This window comes from Pelomonas aquatica, assembly GCF_026712205.1.
Classification (GTDB): Bacteria; Pseudomonadota; Gammaproteobacteria; order Burkholderiales; family Burkholderiaceae_C; genus Pelomonas; species Pelomonas aquatica.
On record NZ_JAPPUW010000027.1, the window covers coordinates 39,816 to 59,695 of the forward strand.

The 19,880-nt window shown below is 71.2% G+C and carries 19 protein-coding genes; 15 read left to right on the forward strand and 4 right to left on the reverse strand.

From position 1 onward, the window contains the following. The first annotated feature begins 4 nt into the window (after positions 1 to 4). The 15 genes from NYP07_RS21280 (at position 5) to NYP07_RS21350 (ending at position 16,186) form a co-directional block, all read left to right on the forward strand. Positions 5 to 187, forward strand: a complete 183-nt coding sequence (locus NYP07_RS21280) for an anti-sigma factor family protein (RefSeq protein ID WP_268153756.1) — start codon at positions 5 to 7, stop codon at positions 185 to 187. Positions 188 to 290: 103 nt separating this feature from the next. After that, positions 291 to 2,825, forward strand: a complete 2,535-nt coding sequence (locus NYP07_RS21285; RefSeq protein ID WP_268153757.1) for a GspE/PulE family protein — start codon at positions 291 to 293, stop codon at positions 2,823 to 2,825. Then, positions 2,822 to 4,555, forward strand: coding sequence for a GspE/PulE family protein (locus NYP07_RS21290; RefSeq protein ID WP_268153758.1), 1,734 nt, complete (start codon positions 2,822 to 2,824; stop codon positions 4,553 to 4,555). The genes NYP07_RS21285 and NYP07_RS21290 overlap by 4 nt, the downstream gene beginning before the upstream one ends. Then, the gene (locus tag NYP07_RS21295; RefSeq protein WP_268153759.1) at positions 4,552 to 5,781 is read left to right on the forward strand and encodes a type II secretion system F family protein; all 1,230 of its coding nucleotides are present in this window, start codon (positions 4,552 to 4,554) and stop codon (positions 5,779 to 5,781) included. Before NYP07_RS21290 ends, NYP07_RS21295 begins: the two co-directional genes overlap by 4 nt. 151 nt (positions 5,782 to 5,932) lie before the next feature. Beyond that, positions 5,933 to 6,307: a type II secretion system protein gene (locus tag NYP07_RS23995; RefSeq protein ID WP_276597581.1), complete on the forward strand. Its 375-nt coding sequence runs from the start codon at positions 5,933 to 5,935 to the stop codon at positions 6,305 to 6,307. A gap of 4 nt (positions 6,308 to 6,311) precedes the next feature. Further along, complete coding sequence (locus NYP07_RS21305) at positions 6,312 to 6,758, forward strand: prepilin-type N-terminal cleavage/methylation domain-containing protein (RefSeq protein WP_268153760.1); 447 nt, start codon at positions 6,312 to 6,314, stop codon at positions 6,756 to 6,758. Positions 6,759 to 6,795: 37 nt separating this feature from the next. Next, entirely contained in the window at positions 6,796 to 7,356 is a 561-nt protein-coding gene (locus NYP07_RS21310) for a prepilin-type N-terminal cleavage/methylation domain-containing protein (RefSeq protein WP_268153761.1), read from the forward strand. Beyond that, entirely contained in the window at positions 7,343 to 8,167 is an 825-nt protein-coding gene (locus tag NYP07_RS21315; RefSeq protein WP_268153762.1) for a PulJ/GspJ family protein, read from the forward strand. Before NYP07_RS21310 ends, NYP07_RS21315 begins: the two co-directional genes overlap by 14 nt. A gap of 141 nt (positions 8,168 to 8,308) precedes the next feature. Next, positions 8,309 to 8,716, forward strand: coding sequence for an agglutinin biogenesis protein MshP (locus tag NYP07_RS21320; protein ID WP_268153763.1), 408 nt, complete (start codon positions 8,309 to 8,311; stop codon positions 8,714 to 8,716). Next, positions 8,713 to 11,637, forward strand: a complete 2,925-nt coding sequence (locus NYP07_RS21325) for a DUF6701 domain-containing protein (RefSeq protein WP_268153764.1) — start codon at positions 8,713 to 8,715, stop codon at positions 11,635 to 11,637. Before NYP07_RS21320 ends, NYP07_RS21325 begins: the two co-directional genes overlap by 4 nt. After that, complete coding sequence (locus tag NYP07_RS21330) at positions 11,637 to 12,620, forward strand: hypothetical protein (RefSeq protein ID WP_268153765.1); 984 nt, start codon at positions 11,637 to 11,639, stop codon at positions 12,618 to 12,620. The genes NYP07_RS21325 and NYP07_RS21330 overlap by 1 nt, the downstream gene beginning before the upstream one ends. Further along, positions 12,620 to 13,306 (forward strand): hypothetical protein, encoded by a 687-nt coding sequence (locus NYP07_RS21335; RefSeq protein ID WP_268153766.1) that lies wholly within the window; start codon positions 12,620 to 12,622, stop codon positions 13,304 to 13,306. Before NYP07_RS21330 ends, NYP07_RS21335 begins: the two co-directional genes overlap by 1 nt. Further along, positions 13,303 to 13,995: a hypothetical protein gene (locus NYP07_RS21340; protein ID WP_268153767.1), complete on the forward strand. Its 693-nt coding sequence runs from the start codon at positions 13,303 to 13,305 to the stop codon at positions 13,993 to 13,995. The genes NYP07_RS21335 and NYP07_RS21340 overlap by 4 nt, the downstream gene beginning before the upstream one ends. Next, entirely contained in the window at positions 13,992 to 14,393 is a 402-nt protein-coding gene (locus NYP07_RS21345; RefSeq protein ID WP_268153768.1) for a hypothetical protein, read from the forward strand. The genes NYP07_RS21340 and NYP07_RS21345 overlap by 4 nt, the downstream gene beginning before the upstream one ends. Continuing rightward, positions 14,390 to 16,186, forward strand: a complete 1,797-nt coding sequence (locus NYP07_RS21350) for a pilus (MSHA type) biogenesis protein MshL (protein ID WP_268153769.1) — start codon at positions 14,390 to 14,392, stop codon at positions 16,184 to 16,186. The genes NYP07_RS21345 and NYP07_RS21350 overlap by 4 nt, the downstream gene beginning before the upstream one ends. 3 nt (positions 16,187 to 16,189) lie before the next feature. Here NYP07_RS21350 and NYP07_RS21355 read toward each other — a convergent pair whose 3' ends face one another. The 4 genes from NYP07_RS21355 to NYP07_RS21370 form a co-directional block, all read right to left on the reverse strand. Next, on the reverse strand, positions 16,190 to 17,068 hold the full coding sequence (locus tag NYP07_RS21355; RefSeq protein WP_268153770.1) for a DMT family transporter: 879 nt from the start codon (positions 17,066 to 17,068) through the stop codon (positions 16,190 to 16,192). Continuing rightward, on the reverse strand, positions 17,065 to 17,559 hold the full coding sequence (locus NYP07_RS21360; protein ID WP_268153771.1) for a methylated-DNA--[protein]-cysteine S-methyltransferase: 495 nt from the start codon (positions 17,557 to 17,559) through the stop codon (positions 17,065 to 17,067). Before NYP07_RS21360 ends, NYP07_RS21355 begins: the two co-directional genes overlap by 4 nt. Then, the gene (locus NYP07_RS21365) at positions 17,556 to 19,010 is read right to left on the reverse strand and encodes a DNA-3-methyladenine glycosylase 2 family protein (protein ID WP_268153772.1); all 1,455 of its coding nucleotides are present in this window, start codon (positions 19,008 to 19,010) and stop codon (positions 17,556 to 17,558) included. Before NYP07_RS21365 ends, NYP07_RS21360 begins: the two co-directional genes overlap by 4 nt. A gap of 63 nt (positions 19,011 to 19,073) precedes the next feature. Beyond that, positions 19,074 to 19,544: a LytR/AlgR family response regulator transcription factor gene (locus NYP07_RS21370; RefSeq protein WP_268153773.1), complete on the reverse strand. Its 471-nt coding sequence runs from the start codon at positions 19,542 to 19,544 to the stop codon at positions 19,074 to 19,076. Positions 19,545 to 19,880 lie beyond the last annotated feature (336 nt).

A 19,880-nucleotide genomic window follows, 5' to 3' on the forward strand; every position in this document is an offset into this window, starting at 1 on the left:
GCTGATGATCACCTGCCGCGAGGCCACGCAGATCGTGCTGCAGGCCGAAGACCGCACCCTGCCGCTGGCCGAGCGCCTGTCGCTGCGCCTGCACCAGCGCATCTGCAGCAACTGCCGCCGCTTTTCACGCCAGGTGGACCTGATGCGCCAGGCCAGCACGCGCTGGCGCAACTACTCGCAGGAGTGAGGCCGCGGGCGCACCGCATCTGGCCCGCCGGAGGATCGCTATTCAACGCCGGAGCAGGCGTGGCGGGCCTCCATAATCGGCGGCACCCCAATTGCGCGAGCCCATGACCGACCCGTCCCAGCCCCTGTCCTGGCCCCATGGCGACGCCGACACCCCCGCCGCCGGCCCGGGTGGCGCGTTGCCGGGCTTCCTCTGGCCCACCCCGCCCTATGCGGCCTACCCGCAGGCCCAGGCCCAGCGCGGCTCCGAGACCTGCGAGATCCTCGGCCTGAACAACAGCCGCAGCAACGGCCAGCTGCTGTCGCTGGACGCGGGCGAGCGCCTCGTGACCATCAACGTCCCGCCGGCGCGCAACAGCATGCCGCTGAAGTTCAGCCAGTTCCGCGCGATCAAGCTGATGAACGCCGTCGTCGTGCCGCCGCGCCATGCCAGCGACCTGAACTCGCCGCTCAGCGTCGACCAGCGCCCGCGCAGCAATTTCCGCCTCGTGTTCAACGGCGGCGACGAGCTCAAGGGCGTCACCATCGGCCACCAGCACGACAAGCTCGGCCTCTTCCTGTTCCCGCCGCTGTCCGACAACGACGACTCGGTGCGTCGCGTCTTCGTGCCGCGCGAGGTGCTGTCGCATTTCGAGATCGGCGAGCGCATCGGCGACCTGCTGCTCAAGGACAAGCTCGTCACGCCCGAGCAGCTCAGCGCCGCCGCCATCGAGCAGACCGGCCTGCGCCAGCGCCGCGTCGGCGAGATCCTCGTCGACCAGAACATCGTGACGGCCGAGCAGCTGCTGCAGGCCATCGAGCAGCAGGCCAGGATGCCCATGGTTCGCATCGGCGAGGCGCTGCTGGCCCTGGACCTGGTCACCCCCGAGCAGCTGGACCAGGCCCTGGTGCAGCAGCGCGACGACCGCTCCGTACCGCTGGGCGAGCTGCTGGTGCGCAAGGGCATCATCAGCCGCGCGCAGCTGCAGTCAGCGCTGGCGCGCAAGATGGGCTACCCGGTCGTCGACGTCGAGAACTTCGTCGTCGAGCCCGATGCGGTGCGCAAGCTCCCCTACGCCGTGGCCAAGCGGCTGGAGGTGCTGCCGCTGGTGCTGCGCGACGGCCGCCTCATCGTCGCGATGGAAGACCCGACCCGCCGCGACGCCCTCGACGAGGTCGAGTTCATCACCCAACTCAAGGTCGTGCCGACGCTGACCAAGCTCGGCACGCTGCAGTTCGCCGTGCCGGCGACCTTCGAGCGCTTCGGCGCCGAGGCGCCCGCGCGCGGCGGCGACTCGCCGCTGCCCGACTTCCAGCCCGACTTTTCTCTCGAAAGCTCCAACAAGCTCATCGAGAGCCTGGAGCGCGACAGCAGCGAGCGCAGCAGCCGCGAAGACGAATCGCCCATCGAGCAGAGCGACAACTCGCTGGTGCGCCTCATCAACACGATGATCATCGAGGCCCACGGCCAGGGCGTGTCCGACATCCACATCGAGACCTACCCCGGCCGCGAAAAGCTCAAGATCCGCTTCCGCCGCGACGGCGTGCTGCAGCCCTATCTGGAGCTGCCCCACACCTACCGCAACGCGATGATCGCGCGCATCAAGATCATGTGCGACCTCGACATCTCCGAGCGCCGCAAGCCGCAGGACGGCAAGATCAACTTTGCGCGCTTCTCGTCCCAGCACAAGCTGGAGCTGCGCGTGGCCACCATCCCGACCAACAACGGCCTGGAAGACGTCGTCATGCGGCTGCTGGCCAGCAGCCGGCCCATCCCGCTGGACCGCATCGGCCTGACGCCGGCCAACCTCGCGGCGTTGCAACTGGCCGTGAGCCGGCCCTACGGCATGGTGCTGTGCGTCGGCCCCACCGGCTCCGGCAAGACGACGACGCTGCACTCGGCGCTGGCCCACATCAACACGCCCGACCGCAAGATCTGGACGGCCGAGGACCCGGTGGAAATCACCCAGGCCGGCCTGCGCCAGGTCCAGGTCAACCCCAAGATCGACTGGACCTTCGCCAAGGCGCTGCGCGCCTTCCTGCGCGCCGACCCCGACGTCATCATGGTCGGCGAAATCCGCGACCAGGAGACCGCCGAGATCGCCGTCGAGGCCTCGCTTACCGGTCACCTCGTGCTGTCCACGCTGCACACCAACAGCGCGCCCGAAACCATCACGCGGCTGCTGGACATGGGCATGGACCCCTTCAACTTCGCCGACTCGCTGCTCGCCGTGCTGGCCCAGCGCCTCGTGCGGCGCAGTTGCACGGCCTGCCAGACCAGCGCGCCGATGGGCGAGGCCGAACTCGGCGAGCTGCTGGACGACTATCTGCACGTCTTCCCCGCCGCCGCCCGCCCGGGCAAGCTCGCGTTGATGGCCGACTGGATCAGGCAGCACGGCCAGGACGGGCGGCTGATGAAGTTCACCAGCCCCGGCTGCCCGAGCTGCGGCGGCAGCGGCTTCAAGGGCCGCGCCGGCCTGCACGAGTTGCTGAGCGTGTCCAAGAACCTGCGCCGCCTGATCCAGACCGGCGCACGCGCCGAGGAGATCCAGCAGGCCGCGCTGGCCGAGGGCATGCGCTCGCTGCGCCAGGACGGCATCGTCAAGGTGCTGCAAGGCATCACCACCATCGCCGAAGTCCACGCCACCAGCAACACATGACTGAAGCCGCCGACACCACCGCTGCAGCCCCCCGCCCCAAGCTCCGCCTCGGCGACGTCCTCGTCGAGCAGCAGCTGATCTCGGCCGAGCAGCTCGGCCAGGCGCTGGAGCTGCAGCGCGCCACGGGCAAGAAGCTGGGCCGCATCCTGATCGAGGCCAACCTCATCACCGAGGAGGCCCTGGCCCATGTGCTGGCCCGCCAGCTGCGCGCGCCCTTCGTCAACCTCAAAACCTTCCCGCTCAAGACCGAGCTTGTGCGCCTGCTGCCCGAGACGCCGGCGCGGCGCTTCCGTGCCGTCGTGCTGGAGGAGCGCGGCGACACGCTGCTGGTCGCGATGGCCGACCCGCTGGACCTGTTCGGCTTCGACGAGCTGGCCAAGATCCTGAAGCGGCGCCTGGCCATGGCTGTCGTCGCCGACAGCCAGCTGCCCGCCGTCTTCGACAAGCACTACCGCCGCAGCGACGAAATCTCCGGCCTGGCCAAGGCGCTCGAAAAGGACCTTGGCGACGCAGTGGACTTCGGCACGCTGCAGGCCAGCGTCGGCCAGGAGGGTGCACCCGTCGTGCGGCTGCTGCAGTCGGTGTTCGAGGACGCGACGCGCGCCGGCGCCTCCGACGTGCACATCGAGCCGCAGGAAGGCGAGCTGCTGATCCGCAACCGCGTCGACGGCCTGCTGCAGACGCTCACGCAGGCCGACAAGCGCATCGCGCCCGCGCTGGCCCAGCGCCTGAAGCTGATGGCCGGCCTCGACATCTCCGAGAAGCGCCTGCCCCAGGACGGCCGCTTCACGCTGCGCCTGAGTGACCGCACGCTGGACGTGCGCCTGTCCACCATGCCCAGCCAGTACGGCGAATCCGTCGTCATGCGCCTGCTCGGCCAGGGTTCGGCGCTGCGCCGGCTGGGCGACATCGGCATGCCCGACGACATGCTGCAGCGCTTCCGCGAGCTGCTGGGGCGCGACGCCGGCATGATCCTCGTGACCGGCCCGACCGGCTCCGGCAAGACCTCGACGCTGTACGCCGCGCTGTCCGAGCTGGACTCGGAAAAGCTCAAGATCATCACGGCCGAAGACCCGATCGAATACCGCCTGCCGGGCCTCACCCAGGTGCAGGTCAACGAGAAGATCGAACTCAGCTTCGCCAAGGTGCTGCGCGCCGCGCTGCGCCAGGACCCGGACGTCATCCTCGTCGGCGAGATGCGCGACGCCGAGACCGCCGAGATCGGCCTGCGCGCCGCCATCACCGGCCACCTGCTGCTCAGCACGCTGCACACCAAGGACACCGTCTCCACGCCCTTCCGGCTGCTGGACATGGGGGCACCGCCCTTCATGGTGGCCACGTCGCTGCAGGCCGTGCTGGCCCAGCGCCTGCTGCGCGGCGTCTGCAGGCACTGCGCCGAGCCCCATGTCACCACGGCGCAGGAGCAGGCCTGGGTCAACGAAGTGGCGGCGCTGAACGGCGAGGCGCCCGGCCCGGTGCCGAGCGTCAAGGGCCGCGGCTGCTCCGAATGCAACGGCACCGGCTACCAGGGCCGGCGCGGCATCTACGAGATGCTGGAGCTGGACCCCGACATGGCCCTGGCCATCCAGCGCAGCGATGCCGGCGCCTTCCTGATCGCCGCGCGCCGCGCGCTCAAGGGCAGGACGCTGGCCGACCGCAGCCTGGCCCTCGTGCGCGAGGGCAAGACCTCGCTGGCCGAGGCCGTGCGAATCAGCGTGGATGCTGAATGAGCAACTTCGCCTTCAAGGGCCGCAACGGCCGCGGCGAGCTGGTGGAGGGCATCGTCGACGCCGCGAGCGGTGACGCGGTGGCGGCCCAGCTGATGGCCGGCGGCGTCGTGCCGGTCAGCATCGAGCCGACGCTGGATGCTGTCAGCGTCGCGGGCGGCGGCTGGCTGGAGGCCCTGCTGGCCAAGCCCATCACGCTGGACGACACGCTGGTGCTGACGCGCCAGATGTACACGCTGCAGAAGGCCGGCGTGCCCATCCTGCGCTCGCTGGCCGGCCTCGAAGCCTCCACCTCCCACCCCGGCATCGTCGCCCTGCTGCAGGACGTGCGCGCCAGCCTCGACCAGGGCCGCGAGCTGGCCACTGCCTTCGCCCGCCACCCGGCCGTGTTCAGCCCCTTCTTCGTCGCGATGACGCGCGTTGGCGAGCTGACCGGGCGGCTGACCGAGGTCTTCCAGCGCCTGTCCGAACACCTGGAGTTCGAGCTCGACATCCGCGCCCGCATCAAGCAGGCGCTGCGCTACCCCATCATGGTCGTCTGCGCGATGGCCATCGCACTGGTCGTCATCAACATCTTCGTGCTGCCCAAGTTCGCCGAGGTCTTCGCCCACTTCAAGAGCGAGCTGCCGCTGATGACGCGCATCCTGCTCGGCTTCTCGGGCTGGACGGTGCGCTGGTGGCCCCTCGTCGTCGCCGGCTTCATCGGCGCCGGCCTGGCCTGGCGCAACTGGGTCGGCACGCCCGGTGGCCGCTATCTGTGGGACCGTTTCAAGCTCAGGCTGCCCATTGCCGGCGACATCGTGCTCAAGGCCACGCTGGCCCGTTTCGCGCGCAGCTTCGCGCTGGCCAGCAGCTCGGGCGTGCCCATCAGCCAGGCCATGACCGTCGTCGCGCAGACCGTGGACAACGCCTACATCGGCGCCCGCATCGAGCAGATGCGCGACGGCGTCGAGCGCGGCGAGAGCATCTCGCGCTGCGCGACGGCCGCCGGCGTGTTCACGCCCATCGTGCTGCAAATGATTGCCGTGGGCGAGGAGACCGGCGAGCTCGACACGCTGATGACCGAGATCGCGCAGATGTACGAGCGCGAGACCGACTACGCGATCAAGGGCCTGTCCGCCGCCATCGAGCCCATCCTGCTGGCCATCATCGGCGCCATGGTCCTGGTGCTGGCCCTGGGCGTCTTCCTGCCGCTGTGGAACCTGGGCCAGGCCGCGCTGGGCCATTGACGCCCTGATGCGTGTGACGCCTGCAACGGTTTGCAGGCCAGCGTGAAATTGCGTTGCAACCCGTGCGCAATTCACTGTTCAAGTCACCCGGCGCTGACAGATAGTTGCGCCATCCCCCCGGACCACAGCGCATTGCGCAGGAAGGACCCTCATGAACAAGACTCGTCAATCTGGCTTCACCCTGATCGAACTGGTGATGGTCATCGTCATCCTCGGCGTGCTGGCCGCCGTCGCACTGCCCAAGTTCGTCAGCGTCGACGCCGACGCGCGGGCCTCCGCGCTGAGCGGCGTGGCCGGCGCGCTGAGCTCGGCATCCGCCATCAACTACGCGTCCCGCAAGGCGAACGCCACCAAGGGCAATGCGGTGGCCAATTGCACCGATGTCGCCACGTCGCTGCAAGGCGGCCTGCCTTCGGGCTACACCATCACGGCCGCTGCCGTCGCGGTGGATGCCACCGTGTCCTGCACGCTGACGCAGACCACGGGCGGCGCGACCACGACCTTCACGGCCACCGGTATCGCCTGAGTCCATGCCACGCTGCGTGCGTGGCTTCACGCTGATCGAGCTCATCCTCGTCATCGTGATCACAGCCGCCCTGGCGGTGTTCGCCCTCCCCAAGGTGGTGGACACGACGCTGTGGCGGCTGCGTTCGTTTGGCGACGACCTGCAGGCCCGCCACCAGGGCATGCTGAGGCTGGCCCTGCAGCAGCGCCGGCCCATCGTCGCCACCATCACCGGCACCGGCGTCAGCTGGGCCTACGGCAGCGGCGCCGCCATCGACGCGCTGGCCTGCCCCGCCACCCTGAGCCCCTGCATCGCCGAGGGCGGCAGCCGCACGGTCACCTTCAACAGCGGCAACAGCGGCACCACCGCCACCAGCACCGGCGCGGCGCTGACCGTCACCGTCGCCTCCGGCAGCTACAGCCAGGCCTACCGCATCGAGGCGGACACCGGGCTGATTTACCCGACTCCTTGAGGCTTGCACGATGAATTGCTCGGCTAGCATCGCCCGCATGCCGGCCTTGCACCCCGGGCCGCGCAGCCGCGGCCTGACCCTGATCGAACTGCTGCTCTTCGTCGTCGTCGTCGGCATTGCGCTGGGCGCGCTGCTGGGCGTGTTCGCAACCGCCACGAAATCCAGCGCCGATCCCATGATCCGCCGCCAACAGCTCGCCATCGCCGAGTCGCTGCTGCGCGAGGTGGAGCTGATGCCCTTCACGTGGTGCGACCCGAGCGACGCCAACGTCGAGACCGCCACCTCCGCCGCCGGCTGTGCCAGCCTGCCCGAGGGCATGGGCCCCGAAGCCGGCCAGACCCGCTACACGACGCCGTATTTCAACAACGTCAACGACTACGCCGGCTTCGCGATGAACAGCGGCATCCTCGACAACACGGGCACCGCCATCGCCGGCCTGGGCGGCTACAAGGCCTCGGTCGACGTGTCGGCCGTAGCGCTGGACAACGTGGCCGCGGGCGATGCGCTGAAGATCACCGTCACGGTCACGGCCCCCGACAACAGCACGATCAGCCTGCAAGGTTGGCGGACCCGCTATGCGCCCAATGCACCGGACTGAGCGCAGTTGGCCGCGCCGCGCCCGCGGCTTCACGCTGATCGAGGCCGTGATGGTCATCGCCGTCACCGGCGTTGTCATCGGCGTCATCGCCATCTTCATCGTGCCGGCGACGACGGCCTATTTCGCCAGCAGCGCGCGCGCCCAGCTCGGCGACCAGGCCGACACGGCCTTGCGCCGCATCGCGCGCGACCTGTCGCAGGCCCTGCCCAACAGCGCGCGCGTGTCGGCCAGCAACCAGAGCCTGGAGCTGATCCCGATCAGCGCCGCCGCGCGCTACGCGGTCGACTCGGCCGGTGCGCTGCAGTTCGGCGTGGCGCCCATCCCCACGTTCTCCATCGTCGGCCCACCGCTCAAGCTCAGCCACGCCAGCCAGCAGCTGGCCTGGTACAACCTCGGCACCGGCATCAACGATGCCAATGCCTACACGCTCAGCAATGTGCGCACTTCGACGACGGCGGCCGGCAGCGCGAGCAGTGTCACCGTCAGCGGCACGGCCCTGCCCAATTCGCTGCAGGCGCCGCCCTACCGCGTCTATGCCATCGAGCAGCCCGTCACCTACCGCTGCGACACCACCACGACGCCCGGCACGCTGACGCGCTACACCGGCTACGGCTTCTCCGCCACCCAGCCCGACCCGCCCAGCGGCGGCACGTCGGCCGTGCTGGCGCGCAACGTCAGCGCCTGCCGCATCGTCTACGACGGCTCGCCCTTCGCGACGCGCTATGGCGTCGTCACGCTGGCGCTGCAGCTGACGAGCCAGAACGAGACGGTCTCGCTCTATCACACCGTCCACATCGACAACCTGCCCTGAAAAATGAAGCGCTCCCACGCTCGCGCTGCTCACTGCCCCCAAGGCACCGCTGGGGCCTCGTTGCGGCCCTTGGGGCGCGTCAACGGCTTGGGGCGGCCGTGCACCGCTGACATGCGCACCCGCGGCTTCACGATGATGTCCATGCTCTTCATTCTGGTGGCCCTGGCCGCGCTGGGTGTCGGCCTGGCCTCGCTGAGCCAGCGCCAGCAGCTCGGCTCGGCCGGCGAGCTGGCGGCCGCCAAGGCCTACCAGGCCGCGCTGGCCGGCCTCGAATGGGGCAGCTATCAGATCCTCAGCGCCTCGGGCCAGCCGGCATGCTTCGCGACAAAGAGCATCGTGCCGCCCGACAAGCTGTCCGACTTCACCGTCACCGTCAGCTGCACGCGAACACCTTCCTCCGGCACCGTGGCCGACGGCGCACAGACGCTGGCCTTCTACCAACTCGTCGCGACCGCCTGCAACCTGGCCAGCGGCGGCGTCTGCCCCAACGGCGGCACGGCAGAGCCCACCTACACAGAGCGGCAACTGGAACGGACGGTGTCGCGATGAACCGGCTCGGCATCCTCGGGCTGCTACGCGGCACGTCGACGATTGGCCTGCTGCTGGCTGCGGCGCTGAGTCACGCGACGCCAAGCTATGTCGGCGCCAGCACCCAGGCGTCATCGTCGCCGACGAACTCGGTCTCGCTGGCCAGGCCCGCCGCGTTGGCTGCCGGCGACTTGATGTTGGCCATCCTTGTACAGCGCAGCGGCAACCTGCCGCTGGATCAGAACATGGTCAGCGTGCCCAGCGGCTGGGTGCTGGTACGCAGCCAGGACGATGGCAGCTCGATCGGCCTGGCGATCTACCGCAAGCTGGCCTCGGCTTCAGAGCCCTCCAGCTACAGCTGGACATTGGGGTCCAGCGGCCGCACCGCCGCCGCAACCCTGGCTTTCCGCGGCGTGGACGCAACGACACCGATCGACGCGAGCGGCTCGCAGGCCAACGCCGCCTCGTCCACCTACACGGCGCCGTCCGTCACGACGAGCACGGTCAACACCCTCGTAGTCAGTTTCCACACGACCCGGAACGGCAACAGCGGCATCGTCGACCCCGGCGGCATGACCCAGGTGGTCAACATCGCTACCGGGGCCGGTCCCAACGGATTGAGCCTTGGCGTCTCCGATGTCGCCCAGGCCGGCGCCGGCGCATCGGGCGACAAGCTCTCCACAGGCAACCCGACGCTGGTCAGCCTGGGCGCCCTGGTGGCGCTGCGCAGCGGATCAAGCGCCTCTGGCCCCGATCACTACGAACTGTCGCTGCCGACCAACAGCCTGACCTGCATGCCGACGACGGTGACCGTCAAGGCCTGCTCCACCAACGCCGCCACCTGCAGCGCCGAGCCCACGGCCAACGGCACGGCCGTGCTGACGACCAGCGCGGGCGCGCTGGGCAGCAGCGTGCTGAACTTCAGCGGCGGCGTGGCGACGACGACGCTCAGCATGCCCGGCGGCGCCGACGGCAGCACCGCGACCCTCAGCCTCAGCGCCGAGAGCACGGTCGCCGCCAACCCGCGGCAATGCTGCCCCAACGGCAGCGCCTGCTTCGCGTCCAACAGCTGCTCCACGACCTTCAACCGCGCCGGCTTCATCGTCGCGGCCAGCGCCGGGGGCGCGATCACGGCGCTGCCGGCGCAGACGGCCGGCACCAGCTCCGGCACCTATGTCCTGCGCGCCGTGCGCAGCGGCACCAGCACCCAGGCCTGCGAGCCCGCGCTCAGCGGCGCCAACACGGTGGACTGGGCCTACCAGTGCAACAACCCGTCGAACTGCAGCGCCAGCAACCTGATGACCGTCACCGGCAGCGCGGCGACGCCCATCCAGCGCAACAACGCCGGCGCCACGCTGAGCTACACCGCCGTGCCGATGGTCTTCGACGCCAATGGCAATGCGCCGTTCACGTTCAACTTCGCCGACGTCGGCCAGACCACGCTCTATTTCAACCGCACCGTCAACGGCGACCTCGTCAGCGGCAACAGCGGCAGCTTCGTCACGCGCCCGGCCAACTTCACGGTCACCAACATCGCCAATGCCGCCAGCCCGTTCACGGCCAATCCTTCCGCCGCGAATGCATCGGGCGCCGCCTTCATGGCGGCCGGTGCCGCCTTCGGCGCGCGCATCACGGCCGTCACATCGGGCGGCGCCGCCACGCCCAACTTCGGCCAGGAAAGCCCCGCCGAGGGCGTGCTGCTGACGCCGTCCCTCGTCCAGCCCGCCGGCGGCACCAATCCTCCGACGCTGACCAACGGCAGCATCGCCGGCAGCCAGTTCAGCGCCGGCGTCGCCAACGTCAGCAACCTGGCCTATGCCGAGGTCGGCATCATCCAGCTCACGCCGTCGACCAGCGACGGCAACTACCTCGGCAGCGGCAACGTCGCGGGCACGGCCACGGCCAACATCGGCCGCTTCACGCCGGCCGGCTTCACGGTCGCCTACCAGGCGCCGGTGCAGCGCAGCCAGCTCAGTTGCGCCTCGCCGTCGGCTTTCACCTATTTCGGCGAACCCTTCCAGCTCAGGTTCACGCTGACGGCCGTGAACGCCCAGGGCACGGCGACGCAGAACTACGACGACGGCCTGGGCTTCGCCAAGCTCGACCTGACGGCCGCCGCAAGCTATCAGCTCGCCGGCGTCAGCGGCGGCACACAGTTCGTGTCGCCGCAACTGGGCGCCACGCTCGGCAGCGGCACGCAGAAGCTGGAGAAATGGGCGTCAGGTGTTGCCAGCACGAAGGACGCGAGCGGCAACCCCGCCGCGGGCGTCGTGCTCGTCGGCACGGTCGCAGCCGGCGCCAGCCCGAGCGGCCCCTTCAACACGTCCTTCGGCATCGCACCGACGGATGCCGACGGCGTCGCGCTGACGGCCGCCAGCCTCAACCTCGACACCAATCCGTCCGTCCCCGGCAACGACCACGCTTTGATCGGGCAAATCCTGCTGCGGCAGGGCCGGCTGCGGCTGCAAAATGGCATGAGCGCCGCCAACCGGACGCTGACCTTGCCGCTGGCCGCCGAATACTGGGACAGCACCCTCGGCGCCTTCACCACCAACACCTTGGATTCCTGCACCGCCATCGCTGCCGCCAACCTGAGCTTCGGCAACTACCGCAAGAACCTGGACAACGGCGACACCGCGCTGGTGACCAGCCCCGTGACGCTCGCATCGGGCCGCGGCGCCCTCACGCTGAAGGCCCCGGCCAGCGGCCACCTGGGCAGCATGGACATCGCCGCCGCGCTCGGCGCCGGCGCCAACCCGGCCGACGCCTCCTGCCTGAAGGCCATCAGCGGCTGGACGCCTGCCATCGCCGCGTCGACGGGTGCCAACCTCACCGGCCTGCGCGGCGCCTGGTGCGGCGGCAGCCGCGACCCGAGCGCGCGCGCGACCTGGGGCCTCTACCGCGGCAGCAACGGCATCGTGTTCCAGAGGGAGAACTATTGATGCGCTGGCCCTGGTCCCCGCGCCGCAGCGGCCAGCGCCTGCTGCTGCGCCGCCTCGGCGAGCAGCACGCCTTCGTGCTGACCGACGGCCCGCCGGGCGACGAACCCGTGCGCCTGCTGCGCTGGGGCCTGCTGGCGGAGGCAAGACCCGTCCCCGCCGGCGACGCGATCGCGCTGCTCGACCCGGCCGACTACCAGATCCTGAAGGTCGACACGCCCAATGTGCCGCAGGAGGAGCTCAAGTCCGCCGCGCGCTGGCAGATCAAGGAGATGGTGGACGCCGACATCGCCGAGCTGACGCTGGACGTCATGCACGTCGGCGGCGACGTCGAGCGCGCGCAGCGCCAGCTCTTCGTCGTCGCAGCGCGCAACAGCGCGATCAAGGCGCTGACCGGCGCCGCCGCGGCGCTGAGCGACAACGTCGCCATCGTCGACATCTGGGAGACGGCGCTGCGCAATCTGCTTGCGCGCCAGGCCCGTGCCGACGAGCTCGCCGCGCGCGCCTGTGCGGCGGTGCTGCTCGACGAGCGCCACTGCCTGCTCGTCGTCTGCGCCGGCGACGAGCTGTTCTACACGCGCCGCCTCGAGGGCGATGCCGGCCTGCTGGCCCGCGCCCGCGGCGAGCAGGCCGACGCGGCCGCCGCCGAACTGCCGCTGGGCTTCGAGTACCAGCCCGGCAGCGCCTTCGACGCCGGCGGCGCCCGGGAGTCGCCCCTGGTCGTCGAGCTGCAGCGCTCCATCGACGTCTGGGAGCGCAGCTGGCCCGACCTGCCGCTGGCGCGGCTCTACGTCGTCACGGCCGAGCACGGCGCGGAGGTCGCCGCGCTGATCCAGCGCGAGCTGGGCCAGCGCACCGTCGCGCTGGACGCGCTGGCCGCCTTCGCCGCCGGCGCCGCCGCTCCGGAGGGCGACGCCCGCCAGGCCCTGGCCGCCTGCCTGCCGCTGCTGGGCGCAGCCCTGCGCACCGAGACGCGGGAGCTCTGATGGCCGCCCAGCAAATCAACCTGCTCACACCCATCCTGCTGGCGCCCCGGCGCGTCTTCTCGGCACTGACGCTGCTGCAGGCCAGCGGCCTGATGCTGCTCGCGGGCCTCGTCGCGGCGCTGGGGCTGCAGTGGCAGGACCGCCGCGCCGAAGCCCGGCACCAGGCGCTGCTGGCGCAGTTCGCCGCCGAGAAGCAGTCCCTCGTCGTCGCCCGCGCCGGCCTGCCCGCGCCGCCCGACCCTGCGGCGCTGCAACAGCAGCTGCAGGCCGTCGAGGCCGGCAACGACGAGCGCCGACTGCTGCTGCAGGCCCTGGGCGCCGAAGGCGGCGGCGCGGGCCGCAACTCCCTGCTGCTCGCGCTGGTCGCGCGCAGCCTGCCCGAGGCCGCCTGGCTCAACGAGCTGCGCTATGCACCCGGCCGGCTGGAGCTGGTCGGCGGCACGCTGGACACGGCCGTGCTGCGCCCCTGGCTGGCCCAACTGGCCGCCCACCCGGCGCTGGCCGGGCAGAGCCTGGCCGCGCTGCGCGTCGAAAGGCCCGGCGCGCCGGGCGGCGAAGACGGCGCTGCGGCGCTGCTGGCGCGCGGCGGCCCGGCGCCGGCCAGCGGCGGGCTGCCCGTGTGGGCCTTCCGCGTCGTCAGCGCGCCCCCCGCGCCGGCCAGCGCCGCTTCGGGAGGCTCGCGATGAAGGCCGGCATGCCCATCGACATGGCCCTGCTGCGCCGCAGCCTCGGGCCGCTGCAGGCCGGCTGGGAACGCCGGGCCAGGCGCATCGACGCATTGAGCCTGCGCGAGCGGGCCATCCTGTTCCTGAGCATCGTCGCGGTGCTGGCCGCCGCCTTCGACACCCTCGTGCTCGCGCCGCTGTCCGCCCGTGCCAGCCTGCGCAACGACGTCCAGGCCCGGCAGTCCGCCGAGCTGGGCCAGCTGCGCGAGCAGTTCGTCGCCGCCAGCCGCGCCGTCGGTGCCGACGCCGCGACCGGCCTGCGCCAGCGCCTGGACGCCGCCCAGGCCGAGCGCCAGCGCCTGGACGTCGAACTGCGCAAGGGGAGCGTCTCGCTGCACGATGCCGAAGCGCTGTCGGCCGTGCTGCAGCGCCTGCTGGCCCGGCAGCCCGGCCTCGCGCTGGAGCGGCTCCGGCTGCTGGACGACGCCCCCGCCACGGCCCGCCCCTCGCCCGCCGCCCTGCCCGGCATGAGCCGGCAGGGCGTGGAGTTGCAGGTCCAGGGCGGCTACCGCGAGCTGCAACACTATCTGCAGGCCCTCGAACAGGAGCTGCCCGGCCTGCGCTGGGGCGAGATCCGCCTGGCGGCCGGCGCGCCCGGCGAGGCGCCGCGCCTCGTCGCCCAGCTCTTTCTGCTGAAGGTGCAGCCATGAGAACCCTGCTGCCGCTGCTCCTGCTGCTGCCGGCCCTGCCGGCCCGCGCCGCCGACGAGCCCGCACGCGACCCCATGGCCTGGCCGCCGGCGCTGCGCAGCGCGGTGGCCGCGGCCCAGGCGGCTTCGGCCGGCGGCGCAGAGGCGCCCGACAACGCGATCCGCCAGGTCGTGTTCAGCAACGGCCGCGGCTATGTCGTCGTGCGCGGGCGCCGCTACGGCGTCGGCGAGCAGCTCGACGGTGCCCGCATCGAACGCGTCACCGAGCAGGCCGTCTGGCTGCGCGAGTCCGGCCGGCTGCGCCGCGAGCCCCTCTACGGCGGCGTCGAGAAACGCCCGCCGCCGACCGCGCCGGCCCAGGCCGCCTCGGGCACCAAGAATTCCAAGGAGAAGCCATGAAGGCCCCCGTCCCCCGCCTCCTGCTGCTCAGCGCGGCCGCCGCGCTGCTCGCGGGTTGCGCCGACAAGCCCCTGACCGTGGCCCAGCCCAGCCAGGCCCTGCGCGAGGAACTGCAGGCCCAGCGCGCCGCGGCGCCGGCGTCAGCCGCATCTCCCCCCGCCGCCCAGGTGGCCGAGGCCCGCCCCGTGCCGCCGCCCGCACCCGCCCTGCCGCCCGAGCCGCGCTTCGACCTCATCGTCAACGGCGCCAATGCGCGCGACGTCTTCCTGTCCCTCGTCAGCGACACGCGCTACAGCATGCTGGTCCACCCGGCCGTGTCGGGCCAGCTGTCGGTCACGCTCAAGGGCGTCACGCTGCGCGAGGCGCTGGACGCGATCCGCGAGGTCTATGGCTTCGACTATGCCGTCGACGGCCGCCGCGTGACCGTCTTCCCGCCCACGCTGCAGACCCGCGTCTTCACGATCAATGCGCTGGCCCTGCAGCGCAGCGGGCGCAGCGAGGTGCGCATCAGCTCGGGCGCCGCGCCGGTCGGCAGCCAGAACAGCAATGCCGGCAGCACCGGCGCCGGCTCGGCGCCGACGCCGGGCGGCGGCACGAACACCGTGCTGCAGCAGGAAAGCAGCCATCTCAGCACCAAGGTCGCGAACGACTTCTGGGGCGAGACGGCCGCCGCGCTGAAGGCCCTGGTCGGCAATGCCGACGGCCGCACCGTCATCACCAGCCCGCAGACCGGCACCGTCGCCGTGCGCGCCATGCCCGACGAGCTGCGCCATGTCGAGGCCTGGCTGAAGGCGACGCGCATCGCCGTCGAGCGCCAGGTCATGCTGGAGGCCAAGATCGTCGAGGTCGAGCTGCGCGAGGGCTACCAGAGCGGCATCGACTGGTCGCGCGTCGGCGACCACGGCGCCATCGGCCAGACCAGCGTCAACCCGTCCATCCCGAGCGGCGTCGGCTCCATCATCAACCCGCTGGTCAGCAACACGCGCGGCCTGCCGACGCTGTCCACCGGCACGCAACAGCCCGCCTGGCCCGACCTCATCCCCCTGCCCTCGGCCGGCGGCGGCACGTTCGGCCTCGCGCTGTCGCGCGGCGGCTTCCAGGCGCTGCTGAGCTTCCTCGAGAGCCACGGCGACACGCAGATCCTGTCCAGCCCGCGCATCGCGACGCTGAACAACCAGAAGGCCGTGCTCAAGGTCGGCACCGACGACTACTTCATCACCGGCATCAGCGGCAGCAACTCGTCGAGCGGCACGAGCACGAGCGGCACGACCGGCACCGTCAACCAGATCCCGACGCTGACGCTGACGCCCTTCTTCAGCGGCGTCGCGCTGGACGTGACGCCGCAGATCGACGCGGCCGACACCATCACGCTGCACATCCACCCCTCGGTGTCCAACGTCAGCGAGAAAGTCAAGCAGGTCGACCTGGGCTCGGTTGGCAGCTTCCGCCTGCCGCTGGCCAGCGCCAGCATCAACGAGACCGACACCGTCGTGCGCATCCCCGACGGCCACATCGTCGCCATCGGCGGCCTGATGCAGATGGAGGCCACGCGCCGCGGCTCGGGCCTGCCCGGCGCCGACAGCAACCCGCTGACCTCCATGCTGTTCGGCAACCGCGCCAACGTCGGCCACAAGCGCGAGCTCGTCGTCCTCATCAAGCCCAGCATCATCCGCAGCGCCGAGGACTGGGAGCAGCACAACCGCCTCGTCAGCGAGTCGCTGGACGACACGGAGAGCCGCTCGCGGCGGGTGATCCGGCTGGACGGCAGCTCGTCGGAGCCCCGTCCCAAATAGAACTCAGCCGCGCCGGCCGACCAGGCCCAGCGCCAGCGCGATGCCCACCAGCACGATGGCGCCGCCGGCGACCATCTGCGCGGTGACGGTCTCCTGCAGGAAGAGCGCCCCCCACAGGATGGCGAACAGCGGGATCAGGAAGGTCACCGACACCGCATTCGTCGGCCCGACGCGCGCCATCAGCCGGAAGTAGAGGATGTAGGCCAGCGCCGTGCACAGCGCGGCCAGCCCGAGCACGCTGCCCCAGGCCACGCCGCCCGGCATGGCCGCGGGCCACAGCCAGGCGGCCGGCAGGGCCAGCAGCAGCGCCGCGGCGAACTGGCTGCCGGTCGCGACGGCCAGCGGCGACGCGCCGGTCAGATAGCGCTTCGTCGCATTGGCCGCGAGGCCGTAGCACAGCGTCGCCGCCGCGCAGGCCAGCACGGCGAGCAGGCCGCTGTGGTCGGCGCCGGGCTTGAAGCTGGCCTTGTCCCAGGCCAGGAAGGCCACGCCGGCAAAGCCGATGACGAGGCCCAGCACGCGCAGCGGCGTGAGCCGCTGGCCCAGCCAGACGAAGGCGACGACGGCCGTCCACAGCGGCGTCGTCGCGTTGACGATGCTCGACAGCCCGGCCGTGATGGACAGGGCCGCGAAGGAGAACAGCGCGAACGGGATGGCGCTGTTGAGCGCGCCGACCAGCAGCAGGCCCTTCCAGTGCGTGCGCAGTTCGGCCAGTTGGCCGCGCGAGGCCAGCAGCGGGATCAGCATCAGGCTGGCCAGGCCGACGCGCACGGCCGCGAGCGCGACGGGCCCGAACTCGTGCGCGCCCAGGCGCATGAACAGGAAGGACGCGCCCCAGAGCGCCGCGAGCAGCACGAGCTCGCCGATGTCGAATGTCTTCATGCCGCGGCACCTTCAAGGCTGAGCAGGGCCTTCTTGCGGTCCAGGCCGCCGGCATAGCCGGTCAGCGAGCCGTCCGCGCCGACGACGCGGTGGCAGGGAATCAGGATGGAGATCGGGTTGCGGCCCACGGCGGCGCCCAGAGCGCGCGCGGCGCTCGAACGGCCCAGGCGCTCGGCCAGATGGCCATAGCTGTCCGACGCGCCGGGCGCGATGGCGAGCAGGGCCTGCCAGACCTCGCGCTGGAAGGCCGTGCCGGCCGGGTCCAGCGGCGGCAGCGTGAACGGCCGGCCGGCGAAATAGGCGGCCAGCGCGACCGCGGTGGCCGACAGCACGGCGTCGCTGCCGTCGTCCTCGGGCACGTCCAGCGGGCCGGGGTGGTGCTTCTGGCCGTCGAACCACAGGCCCGACAGGCCGGCGGTGCTGCGGGCGGCCGTCAGCGGCCCGAGGGGCGTCGCGATGCGGCGTTGCAGGATCAGGTGATGCGTGTTCATGCGTGTCTCCAGAGATGCAGGACGGCGTAGCTGCGGAAGGGCCGGTAGCGCTCGGCGGCGTCGAGATAGGCCTTGGGCGACAGCAGCGGTCCGTCGCCGCCGACTTGGGCACTCAGGGCCTTGCGCAGGATCACGTCGCCGGGCGGAAAGCTGTCGGGCCAGCTCCAGCCGCGCATCAGCATGTAGCCGGCCGTCCAGGGCCCGATGCCGGGGATGGCCGTGAGTTCTTCGGCCGCGGCCTCGGGCGTGCCCTCGCGGCGGGCAAAGGCCAGCGTGGGCCAGGCCTGCGCCAGCGCGATGAGGCTGTCGGCACGCCGGCCGATGATGCCGAGGGAGGCGATGTCGTCGCGCGTCGCGGCGGCGATGCGCCCGGGCGTCGGGAAGAGCCGGCCGCAGCCTTCTGGCGCATCGTCGAGTGCTTCGCCGCAGCGCTCGACGAAGCGGCCGGCCAGCGTGCGCGCGGCGGCCACGCTGACCTGCTGGCCCAGCACGGCCCGCACCGCCAGTTCGAAGCGGTCCAGGCAGCCCGGCAGGCGCTGGCCCGGCACGCCGCCCTCGCCCAGCGCCGCGGCGATGGCCGAGGGGTCGGCATCCAGGTCCAGCCAGCGCCGCAGCAGCGGCAGCAACGAGCCGACGGCGGGCCACAGCGCGGGCGACAGCTCAACGCCGACCTCGCCCGGCCTGTCGAAGCCCACGCGCAGCCAGCCCGCGTGGCGCTGGCCGGCATGCACGAGCGCGAGCGAGCGTGTGACGCCCTCGTCCGCCACGCGCTCGACGCCGGCGACGGCGCGCGGCGCCAGGAAGGCGAGCACGCCGTCGACGTCGTAGGGCTGGCGGTAGACCAATCTCAGCCGGGGTGCGGGCGCCGCGCCGCCGCCCTCGCGGCGCAGGGCCGTGGGCTGCAGGCGGTAGTGCTCGACGAAGGCCGCGTTGAAGCGGCGCAGGCTCGCGAAGCCGGCCGCGAAGGCCACGTCCTGCACGGGCAGCGCGCTGTCGGTCAGCAGGGCCTTGGCGAGCAAGAGGCGGCGCGTCTGCAGGTATTGCAGCGGCGACACGCCATGCTCGGCCTGGAAGATGCGGCGCAGATGGCGGCTCGTGATGCCGAGATGACGGGCCAGGTCTTCGACGCTCGCCTCGGCGTCGTCGCAGCCGTCCAGCCAGGCGGCGGCCTGCTGGGCCAGCGTGCGCGAGGCGTCCATCGTCGTCCACGGCAGCGCGCGCGGCGCCAGCTCGGGCCGGCACTTCATGCAGGGGCGGAAGCGCTCGGCCTCGGCCTGGGCCGCCGTCGTGAAGAAGCGGCAGTTCTCGCGCCGCGGCAGGCGGACGCGGCAGACGGGGCGGCAGTAGATGCCGGTCGACGTGACGCCGACGAAGAGCCGGCCGTCGAAGCGCGCGTCACGGGCCTGCAGTGCGGCGTAGGCGGCTTCGGGGGGCAGGGTTTCGGTCCACATGAGGCCAGTCTAGGCGGCGCTCCTGCCAGGGAATGGCAGTTTTCGGACATGCCCCCGGCGCACCTACATGGCCTTGAACAGATGCACGTAGGCGCGGCTGACCGGCAGCTCGCGCGGCAACACGCCCTGCGGGCCGCGGACGCGCACGAACAGCCGGCTCTGCTCGTCGCGGCGCGTGCCGGCGAGGTGGTCGAGGTTGATGACGGTGGAGCGGTGGACCTGCCAGAAGCGGTCGGGGTCGAGCTGGCCGACGAGCTCGAAGATGGGCGTGCGGATCAGGTGCTCCTGCGTCGCCGTCTGCACGACGGTGTATTTGTCGTCGGCGTGGAAGAACAGCACGTCGTCGATGGGGATCTGGTGCATCAGCTCGCCCTGGGCCGCCCGGATGTAGCGCAGCCGCGCCGGGGCCGCCGCCCCGACGCCCGGCAGCAGCCGCCTGAGCGTCTCGGCCAGCGCGCCATCGCCCGCCGCGGGGGGCTCGCGCAGCCGGGCCACGCAGGCCGCCAGGCGCTCGGCCTTCAGCGGCTTGAGCAAATAGGCTATTTTCGCGGATGCCCCACAAACGCAAAAATTCTCGTAAACGATTGCTGCACATAAGAAATTGCGCCTAAATTTTTCGAGTTTTGGCCGTTTTGATGTACAGCGGATGCCTCAAAAATTTCGCCCATCCGCAGGCGCTGTGGCAGTCTCCAGTGGCTCGATGCCGAACTCGTACTTGCCGCTCCCACCCATCGCCGCGTTTCACCGCAATGAACTGGCCCCCGAAAAACGGACGCCACGAGGTCTGCTATTTTTGACCTTGTGGAGGTCTTATGAAGACAGGACCCAATCGGAAGTACACGGCCGAGTTTCGGGCCGCGGCGGTGAGCC